The following is a 14,756-nucleotide window of genomic DNA, read 5'->3' on the forward strand; positions in this document are numbered from 1 at the left end:
GTACCGCTCACTCGATCGTGGGGCGCAGGATCTTCGGATCCTGCGCCCCACGGCGTTTCCGAGTGTGCACCCGAACCGAAAGGCATCACGCGTATGACCGCCCCCGCCGACACCGGCCCGAGCACCCGCAGCGTGGTGTTCGGGTTGGCAGCGGTGCTGCTCGTCGCCGCTTGCCTGCGCCCGGCCATCACCGCGATCGGGCCGCTGCTCGAGGACATCGGCGCCGACACCGGGCTCGGCAACACGGCGCTCGGCGTGCTCGGCGCCGTGCCGCTGTTGTGCTTCGCGGCGGTCTCCCCGTGGATTCACCGCCCCGCGATCCGTTACGGGACGCAGCGCATGGTGCTCGTCGCGATGCTGGTCCTGACGGCCGGAATCCTGCTGCGGTCGATTCCCGGCGCGCTGTGGCTGTGGGGCGGCACGATCGCGATCGGTGTGGGAATCGGCATCGGCAACGTGCTGTTGCCGGCAGTCGTCAAACGCGACCATCCCACGCGCATCTCGACGGTGACCGGCGTGTACTCGTCGGTGACGACCGGCGCCGCCGGACTGGGCTCCGGTTTGGCGGTGCCCTTCGTCGCCCTGACAGGCAACTGGCGTGCCGCGCTCGCGTTGTGGGCCGTGGTGTCGCTGGTCGCGGCGGCCGTGTGGGTCGTGCGCGGACGGGTCCTGCCGACACCGCTGCCGGCCGCCCCGGACACGACACCCGGCGTGTCCATGTGGCGTTCCGCCACCGCGTGGCAGGTCACCGCGTTCATGGGTCTGCAGTCCACCACGTTCTATCTGCTGGTGACGTGGCTGCCGTCCATCGAGACCGGTCTGGGTGTCGACCGCGCGGCCGCCGGATGGCACCTGTCGGTCTATCAGGTGGTCGGCATCGTGGCGGGTCTGGGCGCCACCGCTCTGATGGGACGCCGCACCGACCAGAGTCGGCTCACCGCTGTCGCCGGTTCGGCCCTCGTCGTCGCGATGATCGGTGTGCTGTGGGCGCCGCACCTCGTCCTGTTGTGGGTCCTGGTCGCGGGGATGAGCAGTGGCGCGACGTTCATCATCGCGGTGTCGCTGTTCGGTCTCCGCACCCGCACAGTCGCCCAGACCGCGCAACTCTCGGGCATGGCGCAATGCCTCGGCTACCTGCTCGCGGCGTGCGGGCCGGTGCTCGCCGGCGCGATCTTCGACCTCACCGGCACCTGGACCACGGTCCTGCTGCTGGTCGCGGTGTGCGGGGCCGGGCAAGCTGTGGTCGGGGCGTTCGCGGGTCGCGACCGGTATACCCACGACGAGCCCTGAAGGCCCACGATCCGCGAGGACGGCGAACCGGGTGCGGCAATTCTGGGATTCGCCGGGACCGGGTAAGCTGACGGCCGACGTCACCCACCATCGAAGGACACCGAACGCCGACATGGAACTGTTCCTGGACATTCTGCTGATCGTCACGAGCCTGCTGCTCATCCTGCTGGTGCTGCTGCACCGCGGCAAGGGCGGCGGTCTGTCGAGCCTGTTCGGCGGCGGGGTCCAATCCAACCTGTCCGGTTCGTCGGTAGCCGAGAAGAACCTCGACCGGCTCACCGTGTTCACCGGCATCGTGTGGGTCATCGCCATTCTCGGTATCGGATTGCAGATCAAGTTCAGCTGATCGGCAGCGGTCGCATATCGGCCCCGGGGCGCCGATACTGGCCGAATGACGGATACCGTGCCGGCTTCGGCCACCGAACCCCTGCGTGACGACATCCGCCTGCTGGGCGGCATCCTCGGTGATGTCGTCCGCGATCAGGCCGGCGACGAGGTGTTCGAACTCGTCGAAGCCGCGCGGGTCGCGAGTTTCCGGATCCGGCGGTCCGAGATGGACCGCGCCGATCTCGCCGAGCGTTTCGCTGCCGTCGAGACCGCAGATCTGCTGCCGGTCGCCCGTGCGTTCAGTCACTTCGGGCTGCTCGCCAACCTCGCCGAGGACCTTCATCGCGAACGCCGGCGCGCTGTCCATCTCGAGGCCGGTGATCCCCCGCAGGACAGCGCTCTCGCCGCCACCTACGCCAAGCTCGATGCGGTCCCGCTCGATGCGGACGGGGTCGCCGATGCGCTCGCGGACGCACTCGTCGCACCGGTGATCACCGCGCACCCGACCGAAACCCGCCGCCGCACCGTATTCGACGTGCAAACCGCCGTCACCGACCTGATGCGGCGCCGCGACCGCACCGTCGACCCCTACGAGCGGGACAGCATCGACCGTGCCCTGTACCGGCACATCCTCACCCTCTGGCAGACCGCACTGATCCGGCTGGCGCGGCTTCGCATCAGCGACGAAATCGACAACGGTCTGCGCTACTACGATCTGGCGTTCTTCGAGGTCGTGCCCACCCTCAACGCCGAGGTGCGCCGTGCGCTCCGGGAGCGGTGGCCCGATGCCGCAGTGCTCACCCGGCCCCTCGTGCGTCCCGGCACGTGGATCGGCGGCGACCGTGACGGAAACCCCAACGTCGACGCGGCGGTCGTCACCACGGCCGCCGACCGCGCGTGTGGGACCTCCCTGCGCCACCACCTGGCCGAACTCGCCGTGCTCGAACGAGAGTTGTCGATGTCGGTGCGCACCACGACCATCACCGCCCGGCTGCAGGAACTCGCCGACATCTCCGGTGACGAGAACCCCGCGCACAGCGACGAGCCGTACCGGCGGGCCGTGCGGGGAATCCGCGGGCGCCTCACCGCGACCGGCGCCCGGCTGCTCCCGGACGTCGACCTCCCACACACCGTCGAGCCGTCGCGCGAGCCGTACCGCACCCCCGCGCAACTGCTCGCCGATCTGTCGGTCGTCGACGCGTCGCTGCGCGCCGGCGGGGGAGCGGTCATCGCCGACGATCGTCTCGCCCGCCTGCGCGGCGCAGTCGAGGTCTTCGGTTTCCACCTCGCTCCACTGGACCTGCGGCAGAACGCCGACGTCCACGAGCGCGTGGTAGCCGAACTGCTCTCCTGGGCGGGTGTGACAGACCACTACGCGACCCTGCCGGAGGACGACAAGGTCGCGTTGCTCACCTCCGAACTACGCATCCGGCGGCCCCTGACCACCTCCGACGCGCAGTTGTCGGACGAAACGGCCAAGGAACTCGGCATCTTGCGCGCCGCAGCGAGCGTCGTGCGCCGCATCGGGCCCGCCGCGATCGAGCACTACATCATCAGCATGTGCACCTCGGTCTCGGATCTGCTCGAGGTGGAAGTCCTCCTCAAGGAAGTCGGGTTGCTCGACCTCGACTCCGGATATCCGCGGAGCAGCGTGCAGGTGATTCCGCTGTTCGAAACCATCGAAGATCTGCGCAGCGGCGCGTCGACGCTGACAGCGGCCCTCGCCGTACCGGAATTCCGGAGCCTGGTCGATGCGCACGACGGGCTGCAAGAGGTCATGCTCGGCTACTCCGACTCCAACAAGGACGGCGGATATCTCGCCGCCAACTGGGCGTTGTACCGAGCAGAACTCGACCTCGTCGAGGCGTCCCGCGCCGCGGGTGTTCGCCTGCGTCTGTTCCACGGCCGTGGGGGAACCGTCGGCCGCGGCGGCGGTCCCAGTTACGACGCCATCCTCGCCCAGCCGCCCGGTGCGGTGCGGGGCTCGCTCCGGGTGACCGAACAGGGAGAGGTGATCGCCGCCAAATACCGCGAACCCGTGCTCGCCCGTCGCAACCTCGAGGCGCTCGTCGCCGCAACCCTGGAATCCACACTGCTCGACGTCGAAGGGCTCGGCGCGGATGCGTCGGCTGCCTACCGGATCTTCGACGAACTCGCGGAGCTGGCCCGAAACGCCTACCGGCGTCTGGTTCACGAGACGCCCGGATTCGTCGAGTACTTCACGACCTCGACGCCCGTCGCGGAGATCGGAGCGCTCAACATCGGCAGCCGGCCGGCGTCGCGCAAACCGACCGCGGCCATCGCCGACCTGCGTGCGATCCCGTGGGTGCTCGCGTGGACACAGAGCCGGGTGATGTTGCCGGGCTGGTACGGCACGGGCAGCGCGGTGGCCGAGTGGGTCGGCGACGATCCCGAGAAGCTCGAGTCCTTGCGAACCCTGTATCGGCGCTGGCCGTTCTTCCGCACGGTGCTCTCGAACATGGCGCAGGTGATGGCCAAATCCGATCTCGGAATCGCCGCGCGCTACTCGGAGTTGGTCGAGGACACCGATCTGAGGGAACGGGTGTTCGGCCGGATCGTGGAGGAACACGCCCGGACCGTCGACGCCTACCAGCGGATCACGGGCTACGACTCGCTCGTCGCCGACAATCCTGCATTGGAACGGTCACTGCACAACCGGTTCCCGTACCTCGAACCGCTCAACCACCTGCAAGTCGAGTTCCTGCGCAGATTCCGGGCGGGCGAGGACACCGAACAGGTTCGCCGGGGAATCCAGCTGACGATGAACGGACTCGCCACCGCGCTCCGGAACAGCGGCTGACCGGCCGCCGAAAGAAAATCTCGCGCGCGTGTCGATTTCGGTAGGGAGAGTTCGTCGTCATGGTGTACGGCGAATCGTCGTACCGAACCACGAGGAGACGATCATGAAGTACATGCTGTTGATCTACACATCGGCGGCCGACGAGAGCACCTGCACGGTCGAGGACTGGCAGGACTACGAAAAGGCGATGCGGGACGCGGGGGTGCTCGTCACCGGCCACGCACTCCAGGACCTCACCACCGCGACCGCCGTACAGGTCGCGCCGGACGGTCGTCGCACGGTCACCGACGGCCCGTATGCGGAGACCCTGGAGGTACTGGGCGGCTACGACGTCATCGATGTACCGGACCTCGACGTCGCGATCGAGTGGGCGTCCCGGTGTCCGGGCGCCCGGGACGGCGGCACCGTGGTGGTGCGCCCGATCGCCGAGTTCGGCGACTAGCCGTGCCCGATGCGGGTGTCTCGGCCGAAGCGGTGTTCCGCGAGGAGCACGGGCGGCTTCTCGCGGCGCTGGTGCACCGTTTCGGCGATCTGGACCTGGCCGAGGAAGCCGCATCGGACGCCCTCGAGGCGGCACTCGTGCACTGGCCGGTCGGCGGGGTGCCCGACCGGCCGGGCGCGTGGCTGCTCACCACCGCCCGTCGCCGGGCACTCGACCGGGTACGCCGCGACCGCGTCTACACGCAACGTCTGGCCGAACTCGCGATCGACATCGAGCGGCGCGGCCCCTCGGATCCGCGCGGCGACGAATTGCCCGACGAACGACTCGAACTGTTCTTCACGTGTGCCCACCCGGCACTGGCTCCCGACGACCGTGTCGCGCTGATCCTTCGTTGTCTCGGAGGTCTGACCACCGGCGAGGTCGCGCGCGCGTTCCTCGTTCCGCACGCCACGATGGCGCAGCGGATCGTGCGGGCCAAGAAGAAGATCCGTGGCGCGCGAATCCCGTTCCGGGTGCCTCGTCCGGACGAACTCGACGAACGGCTCCCGGTGGTTCTCGGTGCCCTGTATTCGATCTTCACCGAAGGGTATGCGGCCAGTAGTGGCACCGATCTGCAACGGCCCGATCTGGCAGACGAATCGCTTCGGCTGGTGCGGATCCTGCACGGGCTCATGCCTTCGCAACGTGAGGTGGCCGGGTTGCTCGCGCTGGAACTGCTCGTCCATGCCCGTCGCCACGCCCGCACCGATTCCGACGGTGAGATCGTGCTCCTCGACGCCCAGGACCGGACCCGGTGGGACACGGCGATGATCGACGAGGGTCGTGCGCTGGTGGTGACCGGGCTGACCGGCGGGCACCCCGGCCCGTACGCGGTGCAGGCGGCGATCGCCGCGCTGCACGACGAGGCGCCCGACGCCGAGTCCACCGACTGGCGACAGATCGTTGCGCTCTACGGGGTGCTGCTCGCACTCACGCCGTCGCCGCTGGTTGCCGCGAACCGCGCGGTCGCCGTGGCGATGTGCGACGGCCCGGAGTCGGGCCTGGCACTGCTCGACGGCCTGGCCGGCGAACCGGTCCTGCGCGAGCATCACCCGTACCACACGGCCAGGGCCGACCTTCTCGTCCGCCTCGGCCGTGATGCCGAGGCCGGGTCCGCGTTCCGGCGTGCGCTCGACCTCGCCGGCACCGAACCGGAACGTCGCCGAGTGCGTTCCCGACTGGCCTCGCTCGGGGATCGACCGGGGTGAACGTCCCGGGCTGCGTCCGTTGCCGGAGAGTGCCGGGTGCGGCCGTATCGCGGTGGGAAGATGTGAAACAAACGGAGCGTCGCAACCAGAGAGGCCGATGTCGTGTGCGGACGATATGCAAGCACGAGTACCCGGGACGACCTGCTTGCGGCCTACGATGCCGTGACGGCGGTCGGTGAGGAGTTGCCACCGTCCTACAACGTCGCCCCCACCCAGCGGGTCAACGTGGTGCTCGAGCGCGTCCCACGCGACACGCCCGGCGGTGATCCGGTGCGCATGGTGTCGTCCCGGGTCAGTTGGGGTCTGGTGCCGTCGTGGGCGAAGGACCCGAAGATCGGCTCGCGCATGATCAACGCCCGTTCGGAGACGATCACGCAGAAACCGGCGTTCAAGGCTGCTGCGTCCCGGCGGCGATGCATCCTGCCGGCGGACGGCTACTACGAGTGGATGAAGAACGAGGAGGGCAAGAAGATTCCCTTCTTCCTGCACGCCGACGCGCCGATCTCGATGGCCGGGCTCTACGAGTTGTGGCCCGATCCGGAACGGCCCGAGGATGATCCGGATCGCTGGTTGTGGACGTGCACGGTGCTGACGCGCCCGGCCACCGATGCGGCCGGGCATATCCACGACCGCTCACCCGTGGTGCTTCCGGAGACGTTCGTCGACCCGTGGCTGGACGTGGCGCTGACCGACCGTGACGATGTGGAGGCGCTGCTCAACTCGATCCCGGAACCTCATCTCGAGCCGTACGAGGTCGGTACCGCCGTCAACTCGCCCCGGAACAACACGCCGGATCTGCTACGGCCCGTCCATCATTGACCGGCCCGGAGGAGAGGTCTCACCGATATTCGTCGACCAGCGACAAGTAGTCGCTCCACCGAGGCGGCCGGCCTCCGGTCAAGGCGGCGTCCAAGCGATCGAGGTAGTACTGCCAGACCGGACCGATCTCACCGGCTTCCGATCGTGGGACGTGTGAGTGCGTGAAGTCGAGGGTGGTGACGCGGCCTACGGTGTGCAGCGCGACGGCGAGCAACCATCCGTCGACGTCGACGGAGAAACGGGACGGGGGAGTGCATTCGACGATGCGCACGTCGGCGGTGGCCGAATCGTGCTCGTCCACCATCGTCAACCGCACCCGCCCGGTGGAGGGATCTCCGGTGTATGTGCCGTACCAGCGGGACAATTCGCGGGGTTCGGTGAGTGCTGTCCAGATCTCGCTTGCGGGCAACGCGAAACTGCGACGGTAGACCAGTCCGACCAGCGACGCGTCGTCGGGACAGTCGCTTTCCGGCCGTACTTCCCCCATCACCGTGGTCGGCGTGCCCATCGGATTCTCCCTCTCGTAGACCCTCCCAGTGTGGTCCACCGGACCGCCGACGGGTGACCGAACCGGCGCGGCCGGTAGGTCCCGGCCGGTCGCCCCATCTCCCGAATTCCGACCGGTTCGTCCGTACACTCCCATAAGTTGTCTTTGCACCGGCGGAGGGGGGCGGCGTGGCCTGCGAACACGACGGTTCATGGAACCGACGGCAGTTTCTGACCGGCTTGATCGGCGGTGGTGCCGCACTGGCCGCGCTGGGCGTGGTGGGCGCGCCCGCGGCGGGGGCTCAACCCGCGGCCCCGGCACCACCGATCCGGGACACCATCAACGGTGTGCTCTCGTTCGTGGTTCCCGGAAACGACCCCTATTCGCATCATCAGGGGGTGGCGACGGACCGGCCGGGTGGGGTGACTCCGGGCACGGCAGCGTCACTCGAGCGCACCCTCGACCGAGCGCTCGCGATTCCGCTGTTCGGAGGAGTGGGAGTTCCCCTTCCGGGCGCAGCCGGAGTTGCGGTGCTGCTCAACATCTTTGCTGCCACCGCCGATCCGGGCGCTTCGAACGGGCCGTTCGCGGCGCCGTTCGCCAACCTGGACTTTGCGAAGAAGGCGCTGGTGTTCGAGTGGCTCGACACCGACCCACGCTTCGAGAATTTCATCATCAGGTTCGTGGTCAACGCGCTGCCCACCCTCGCCGCGTTCGCCGCGTTCTCGGAGGTGTCGGCGTTCGATCCGGTCGAACGGAAGACGACCGGCCGTCCCGTCGGCTGGGACCTCAGCAACTACGCCGGGCCGAGCGATGGGTGGGACGAAGTGATCGGGTACTACCGCGGGATCGACAAGGTGGAGGCGTAGATGACCGACGTAATCGTGATCGGGTCGGGCGGGGGCGGCCCCGTGGTCGCGAAGGAACTCGCCGCCCGCGGGCTCGATGTCCTCGTCCTCGAAGCCGGGCCACGCTTCGCCGACCCGGAGAACGAGTGGACGCATTTCGAGGACGACGCCAACAACCCGATCACAGGATTTCTGCGGCAAGGACCCGGTGATCGATCCCGGACGCCGTGGCTGCGCGACGTTCCTCAGCAATCGTATGTGTGGCAGGTCGCCGGCGTCGGGGGCACCACCCTGCACTTCTTCGGTAATTCGCCTCGGGCGGCAGCAGGTGCATTCGCCGGATACGACGGTCCCGACCGGGACATGTACGACACCGCGCATCTGTTCCCGTTCGGTTACGACGAGTTGCGGCGCTACTACGAATGGGTCGAGGCGACACTCCCGGTGCAGACGGCGCCGATGGGCGCCAAGGAGCAGGTGTTCCTCCGTGGCGCCGCCGCCCTCGGCCTGACACACCAGACCACGCTCGACACGACAGGACCGTCGTACCGTGCGCAGCAGAACGCGATCCTGCAGCCCGGCGGAACCGCCGGACGCACCCGCGACCCCGCGCTGCTGCACTACCCCGACGCACGCGGATGCACCATGTGTGGGCACTGCTATCAGGGTTGCTACCTGCCGCTCGGAGCGCCACGAAATCTGAAAGCCAAGCGCTCGACCGATAATTCGTACGTTCCGATGATGCTCACCGCCGACGCGTGGTCGCCCCACGGCCGTGCCGTCACACTCGTCTCCGACGCCGTCGTCACGAAGATCCTCTTCGAGGAGGTCCACGGGGAGACCACCGCGCGTGGGGTGCGGTTCACGACCACCGCCGACGGCGCGGAGCACGAGGCCACGGCTCCCGTCGTCGTTCTCGCCGCAGGATGTGTCGAGTCGCCGCGACTGTGGCTCGGTTCCGGTCTCCCCAACCCGAACGGATGGGTCGGCCGTGGCTTGACCGATCACCACATGGACGGCGTATTCGGGGTCTTCGACGAGTACACGGGCCAGACCAGAGGCCCCGGCTCGAATGCACGCGTCGACCTTCCCGGCTACGGCGGGGTCGAGCAACTCGGTCTGCCACCGGCGCTCATCGCGTACGCACTGAACTTCAGCGATTCCGGGATCCACGGATACGGAAGAGCGGGGGGCGTGGTCGACTCCGCGGGAGCGGACACCATGGGAAGGCTCGTGGGCCGCGATCTGCTGAATACGATGGCCGACACCGACCGGGTGCTCGCGGCACTCGTCATCACCGACGACGACGTCGAACCGGAGAACCGGGTGACGTTGTCGCCGGTGCTGCTTCCGAGCGAAGGCGGACTCGCGCCGAAAGTGACCATGGCCCACAGAAATCGATCGGCGCGCACGAAGCGCAATCGCGAATACTCGACCCGGAAGGCTGTCGAACTGATGCGCGCGGCGGGCGCCAAGTCGGTGCACCGATGCGACTGGCCGCCGTTGATTCTGCATTCGCAGTCGAGCATGCGGATGGGCCTCGAAGAACACAACTCGGTACTCGACGCCGATGCGGAATCACGTTGGGTCAAGCGCCTGTTCATCACCGACAACTCGGCGCTCGCCAACAGCCTCGGCGGCCCCAACCCCACGCTGACCACGCAGGCTGTCGCCACCCGGACGGCGGAGAAGATCATCGAGAAGTACTTCGGCGGTGAGGTGTGGGTGGGGCGTGAGAATCCGGTCTCGTCGATCGACGACCGGGTCACCGCCGCGGTGATCGAGCGAGGGCTGTAAGGGACAGCGAGACCGAGCTTGGGGAGCGCCGGTTCTTCCTGCGGCGTGGGAACCGCAGGGTCCGGTGGTGCGTCGAACGTGACAAGGGCCGACAACGACGGCGGCCCACCACAGGAGGAGCCCACCCGCATGGATCCACGAACGACGCGATGTGTTCCCGGACGCTCTCGGCTCGCTGCCTCACGCGCGACGCGCGGACCCCGCTCGTCCATAAAGTTTCGCTGCGTCAGGGAGGGCACCGACGACACCGCACCGCAGATCCCGGCCGACGATCCGGACTGCGACAGCGACCCTCGATAACTCGGCGGCGCGGAACCGCCGCCGATCAGGACGTGGGAAGTTTCGCGGCCGCAGCCGGGTCGACGAACCACACGGTGCGCTCGCGCCCGTGCGCTCCGGCGGCGGGAATGTCCTCCGGGTCCGCTCCGCCGACCGACGCGGCTACGGCGTCGGCCTTGTTCTCGCCGGCGACCAGCAACCACACCTGACGGGCGCGTTGCACAGCGGGCAGCGTCAAGGTCACCCGCGCCGGCGGCGGCTTCGGTGAATCGTCCACTCCGACGACGAATCGCTCCGTTTCGCGCACCGCAGCGGTGTGCGGGAAGAGGGAGTTGATGTGCCCCTCGCCGCCCATGCCGAGCAGGTGCACGTCGAATTCGGGCACGGACCCGTCTGCGGACTGTGCTGCGAGGAGTCGGGCATAGCGCTCGGCGGACTCCGCCGGCGTGGTGCATCCGTCCTCACCGAGAGCAGGCATGGTGTGGATGCGCGCCTCGTCGATCGGCACGTGGTCGAGCAACGCAGCCCGCGCCTGTACTTCGTTGCGCTCGGGGTCGCCCGGGGGCAGGAACCGCTCGTCGCCGAAGTACACGTTGACGGCCGACCAGTCGATCCCGCCCTGCTCACGCCCGACGTGTTCGAGCACGGCGATGCCCGTTCCGCCGCCGGTGAGCACCACGTGGGCCTGGAGCCGTTCGGTTTGTGCTGCCACCACCGCATCGACGAAAGCCTTTGCCGCGGCGCGTGCGACGGCATCGGAGTCGGCGAAGGTCAATACCTCGGTCGGGGTCTTGGCGGGATCAGACATATTCCACCTTCGGCAGGGCCGACAGCGCGGCCTCGTAGATGACATCGGGGTCGAGCCGGCGCAGTTCTTCGGCGAGGCACTCCGCGGAGTCCCGCCGTGCCAGCGTGATCAAGGACGCAGGTTTGTCGGTTCGTTCGAGCGTCGCGACACGCCCCTCCTGCGGACGGCCGAGCACGATCGTCTGCGTGGTGGTGCGCAGTTCGACGCGCAGGTCGCCGGTCGCGCGCTGCACCGGGCAGTCGATGCGGCTCGCGAGCCATCCCGCGAGAAGGTCGATGGCCGGTTCGGTCTGCAGGCCCGAGACATGGGCTGACACGACCTGCTCGTACGGCGGTTGTTCGAGCGCGGAGACCAGCAGCGCGCGCCAGTAGGTGATCCGGGCCCATGCCAGGTCGGTGTCACCCGGGGTGTATCCGGACAACCGCGAGAACAGATCGGCGCGCGGATCGAGGGCGTTCGTGGTGTCGGTGAGCCGGCGCACCGCCAACCTGCCCACGGGGTCGTGTGCGGGAACCGGCGGCGCCTGGCCGGGCCACCACGCCACGACAGGCGTGTCGGGCAGCAGGAAGGGCACCACGACCGACTCCTGGTGCTCGGCGAGTTCGCCGTGGAGCGCGAGGATCAGCACCTCGGACGCGCCGGCCTCACCACCGACGCGGATCTCCGCGTCGAGGCGCGAGGGGCCTTCGGCCCGCCCCCGCCCGACGACGATGACGCGGCAGGGATGCTCGCGGGCGGCATCGGTGGCGGCAGAAATCGCCGCCTCGATTCCCCGGGCTTCGCCGGCGCACACGACGAGTGTGAGAACCCTGCCCTGAGTGACGATTCCGCCGGTCCTGCGAAGTTCGACCAGCTTCTTGCTGACGTCCACCGCGGAGGTGTTGCGCAATTGCAGTCTCACGGCCGTCTCCATTCCCGGCCGGAGCGGCGCAGCATCTCGTCGGACGACGCCGTGCCCCAGCTTCCCGCCTCGTACGGTTCGGGCCGGCCCTTCGTGGCCCAATGGTCGAGAACCGGATCGAGGATCTTCCAGGACAACTCGACCTCTTCGTCCACGGGGAACAGGGACGGTTCTCCGAGCAGCACGTCGAGCAGCAGTCGTTCGTACGCCTCGGGGGAGGACACCGTGAACGCCTGACCGTAACTGAAGTCCATGCTCACGTCGCGCACCTCCATCTCTGAGCCGGGCACCTTCGACCCGAAGCGCATCGTGACACCTTCGTCGGGCTGCACCCGGATCACGAGTGCGTTCTGGCCGAGGTCGGAGGTCATCGTCGTGTCGAACGGCAGGTGGGGCGCACGCTTGAACACGACGGCGATCTCGGTGACCCGGCGGCCCAGCCGTTTTCCGGTCCGCAGATAGAACGGGACCCCGGCCCACCGCCGGGTGTCCACCTCGAGGGTGATCGCCGCATACGTCTCGGTCGTCGAATCCGCCGCGAAGCCCTTTTCCTCGAGCAGTCCGACGACACGTTCGCCGCCCTGCCAGCCACCGGTGTACTGACCGCGTGCCGTGGTCTCGTCGAGGGGTTCGGCAAGCCGGGTCGCGGACAGCACCTTGATCTTCTCGGCGCGCAGTTCGGACGGCGCGAAGCTGATCGGCTCTTCCATCGCGGTGAACGCCAGCAACTGCAGCAGATGGTTCTGGATGACGTCGCGCGCCGCCCCGATCCCGTCGTAGTATCCCGCTCGTCCGCCGAGACCGATGTCCTCGGCCATGGTGATCTGGACATGGTCGACGTAGTGCGCGTTCCAGATCGGATCGAACAACTGGTTCGCGAACCTCAGCGCCAGGATGTTCTGAACCGTCTCCTTGCCGAGATAGTGGTCGATGCGGAACACCGAATCCTCGGAGAACACTTCGCCGACGACCGCATTGAGCTCACGCGCACTCTCGAGGTTGTGGCCGAACGGTTTCTCGATCACCACCCGGCTCCACGAGTCGTCGTGCGCCGCCGCGAGACCCGAGCGTGCCAGTTGCCCGCACACCACCGGGAACGCGTCGGGCGGAACCGACAGGTAGAAGGCGTGATTTCCGCCGGTACCCCGCTCCTGATCGAGCTTGTGCAGGGTCTCGGCGAGCTCGGCGAACGCCGCGTCGTCGTCGAACGAGCCCTGGACGAAGCGGATGCCTTCGGCGAGTCGCTGCCAGACCTCCTCGCGGAACGGGGTGCGCGAATTGTTGCGCACCGCGTCATGCACCACTTCACCGAACTCGGCGTCGTCCCACTCCCGGCGGGCGAATCCGACAAGAGCGAATCCGGGCGGCAGGAGCCCGCGGTTGGCCAGGTCGTACACCGCCGGCATCAGCTTGCGCCGGGCGAGATCGCCCGTGACGCCGAAGATGACGAGAGCGCACGGACCCGCGATACGGGGTAGCCGGCGATCCCTGCTGTCCCGCAGCGGGTTCACCCACTCCGCCGTCCCGGATTCGCTCACGTTCAGCCCTCCGCGCCGGGCGCGTGGGCGGTGAGCTGCTCCGACGTGGCCGTCAGCAGCTCGTTCCAGGACGCTTCGAACTTTTCGAGACCTTCTTCTTCGAGCTTGCGGAACACGTCCGGAAGGTCGATCCCCGCGGAAGCGAGCGCGTCGAACACCTGCTGCGCTGCGGCGATGTTGCCGGTGACGGTGTCGCCGGTGATCTCCCCGTGGTCGGCGACCGCTTCGAGGGTCTTCTCCGGCATCGTGTTCACGGTGTTCGGAGCAACCAACTCGGTGACGTACATCGTGTCGGAGTACTCCGGGTTCTTCACCCCGGTCGACGCCCACAGGGCACGCTGCGGGAGCGCACCCGCCTCTGCGAGCTGCTCGAAACGTGCACCGGACTCGAAGGCCTTGCGGTACGAGCCGTACGCCAGCCGGGCGTTCGCGACGCCCGCCTTGCCGCGCAGCGCCAGGGCCGCGTCGGTGCCGATCTCCTCGAGACGCGCATCGATCTCGGTGTCGACCCGGGAGACGAAGAACGATGCCACCGAATGGATCTTCGAGAGATCGTGGCCGGCGGCCTTGGCCGCGGTCAGCCCGTCCAGGTACGACTCGATGACCCGCTCGTATCGCTCGACGGAGAAGATCAGCGTGACGTTCACACTGATGCCCTCGCCGATCACGCGTGCGATCGCCGGCAGCCCGGCCATGGTCGCGGGGATCTTGATGAACAGGTTGGGGCGATCGACGACGCGCCACAACTCCAGCGCCTGCGCGACGGTCTCGTCGGTGGCGTGAGCGAGGCGCGGATCGACCTCGATCGACACGCGGCCGTCGAGCCCGCCGGTCGCCTCGTACACGGGAGCGAGCACGTCGCACGCCGAGCGGACGTCGTCGGTGGTGACGGCGAGGATGGTTTCCTCGACGTCCGCACCGCCCGCTGCCAGCTCACGAACCTGCGCGTCGTACGCGTGTCCCTTGGACAACGCCGCCTGGAAGATCGACGGATTGGTGGTGACGCCGACGACACTCCGGGTGGCGATCAGTTCGGCGAGATTGCCGGACTCGATCCGCTCACGCGACAGGTCGTCCAGCCACACCGAAACGCCCTGGGCGGAGAGGGCGGCGAGTACCTCGTTCTGCGCGGTGGTCTGCGAAGTCATCCGA

13 protein-coding genes are annotated in these 14,756 nt (G+C 68.2%); 8 read left to right on the forward strand and 5 right to left on the reverse strand.

Annotated features, from left to right (window positions below):
* Positions 1–93 precede the first annotated feature (93 nt).
* The 6 genes from ACLQ3J_RS02755 to ACLQ3J_RS02780 all read left to right on the forward strand — a co-directional run bounded on the left by ACLQ3J_RS02755 (position 94) and on the right by ACLQ3J_RS02780 (position 6,946).
* Entirely contained in the window at positions 94–1,290 is a 1,197-nt protein-coding gene (locus tag ACLQ3J_RS02755; RefSeq protein WP_378527797.1) for a CynX/NimT family MFS transporter, read from the forward strand.
* 112 nt (positions 1,291–1,402) lie between these two features.
* Positions 1,403–1,636 carry a preprotein translocase subunit SecG gene (gene secG / locus ACLQ3J_RS02760; RefSeq protein ID WP_072698320.1) on the forward strand — a complete coding sequence of 78 codons (234 nt, stop codon included), beginning with the start codon at positions 1,403–1,405 and terminating at the stop codon, positions 1,634–1,636.
* 45 nt (positions 1,637–1,681) lie between these two features.
* On the forward strand, positions 1,682–4,438 hold the full coding sequence (ppc, locus tag ACLQ3J_RS02765) for a phosphoenolpyruvate carboxylase (RefSeq protein ID WP_425902073.1): 2,757 nt from the start codon (positions 1,682–1,684) through the stop codon (positions 4,436–4,438).
* Positions 4,439–4,541: 103 nt separating this feature from the next.
* Positions 4,542–4,880, forward strand: a complete 339-nt coding sequence (locus tag ACLQ3J_RS02770) for a YciI family protein (RefSeq protein WP_425902074.1) — start codon at positions 4,542–4,544, stop codon at positions 4,878–4,880.
* Between the two features lie 2 nt (positions 4,881–4,882).
* Positions 4,883–6,127 (forward strand): RNA polymerase sigma factor, encoded by a 1,245-nt coding sequence (locus tag ACLQ3J_RS02775; protein ID WP_425902075.1) that lies wholly within the window; start codon positions 4,883–4,885, stop codon positions 6,125–6,127.
* A 102-nt stretch (positions 6,128–6,229) separates the two neighbouring features.
* Positions 6,230–6,946, forward strand: coding sequence for an SOS response-associated peptidase family protein (locus ACLQ3J_RS02780; protein WP_169621870.1), 717 nt, complete (start codon positions 6,230–6,232; stop codon positions 6,944–6,946).
* A gap of 19 nt (positions 6,947–6,965) precedes the next feature.
* Here the strand turns inward: ACLQ3J_RS02780 and ACLQ3J_RS02785 are convergent, their stop codons facing one another.
* Positions 6,966–7,454 carry an SRPBCC domain-containing protein gene (locus ACLQ3J_RS02785; RefSeq protein WP_169621871.1) on the reverse strand — a complete coding sequence of 163 codons (489 nt, stop codon included), beginning with the start codon at positions 7,452–7,454 and terminating at the stop codon, positions 6,966–6,968.
* A 167-nt stretch (positions 7,455–7,621) separates the two neighbouring features.
* On the opposite strand from ACLQ3J_RS02785, the gene ACLQ3J_RS02790 reads away from it, so the two are divergent.
* Both ACLQ3J_RS02790 and ACLQ3J_RS02795 read left to right on the forward strand, forming a co-directional pair.
* On the forward strand, positions 7,622–8,302 hold the full coding sequence (locus tag ACLQ3J_RS02790; protein ID WP_169621873.1) for a hypothetical protein: 681 nt from the start codon (positions 7,622–7,624) through the stop codon (positions 8,300–8,302).
* The gene (locus ACLQ3J_RS02795) at positions 8,303–10,078 is read left to right on the forward strand and encodes a GMC family oxidoreductase N-terminal domain-containing protein (protein WP_169621874.1); all 1,776 of its coding nucleotides are present in this window, start codon (positions 8,303–8,305) and stop codon (positions 10,076–10,078) included. It begins immediately after the preceding gene.
* Positions 10,079–10,403: 325 nt separating this feature from the next.
* On the opposite strand, the gene pgl is transcribed toward ACLQ3J_RS02795, so the two are convergent.
* Genes pgl through tal form a run of 4 tightly spaced genes read right to left on the reverse strand, consistent with a single transcriptional unit; the run spans position 10,404 to position 14,752 of the window.
* Positions 10,404–11,165 (reverse strand): 6-phosphogluconolactonase, encoded by a 762-nt coding sequence (gene pgl / locus ACLQ3J_RS02800; protein ID WP_296550754.1) that lies wholly within the window; start codon positions 11,163–11,165, stop codon positions 10,404–10,406.
* The gene (opcA, locus tag ACLQ3J_RS02805; RefSeq protein WP_346765167.1) at positions 11,158–12,066 is read right to left on the reverse strand and encodes a glucose-6-phosphate dehydrogenase assembly protein OpcA; all 909 of its coding nucleotides are present in this window, start codon (positions 12,064–12,066) and stop codon (positions 11,158–11,160) included. Before opcA ends, pgl begins: the two co-directional genes overlap by 8 nt.
* Positions 12,063–13,604 carry a glucose-6-phosphate dehydrogenase gene (gene zwf / locus ACLQ3J_RS02810; RefSeq protein ID WP_169621877.1) on the reverse strand — a complete coding sequence of 514 codons (1,542 nt, stop codon included), beginning with the start codon at positions 13,602–13,604 and terminating at the stop codon, positions 12,063–12,065. The genes opcA and zwf overlap by 4 nt, the downstream gene beginning before the upstream one ends.
* Before the next feature lie 2 nt (positions 13,605–13,606).
* A complete protein-coding gene (gene tal / locus ACLQ3J_RS02815; protein WP_169621878.1) occupies positions 13,607–14,752 on the reverse strand; it encodes a transaldolase in 1,146 nt (381 codons plus the stop codon).
* Between the last annotated feature and the right edge of the window lie 4 nt (positions 14,753–14,756).

Origin of the sequence: Rhodococcus sp. DT1 (genome assembly GCF_049844875.1) — a bacterium.
Classification (GTDB): Bacteria; Actinomycetota; Actinomycetes; order Mycobacteriales; family Mycobacteriaceae; genus Rhodococcus.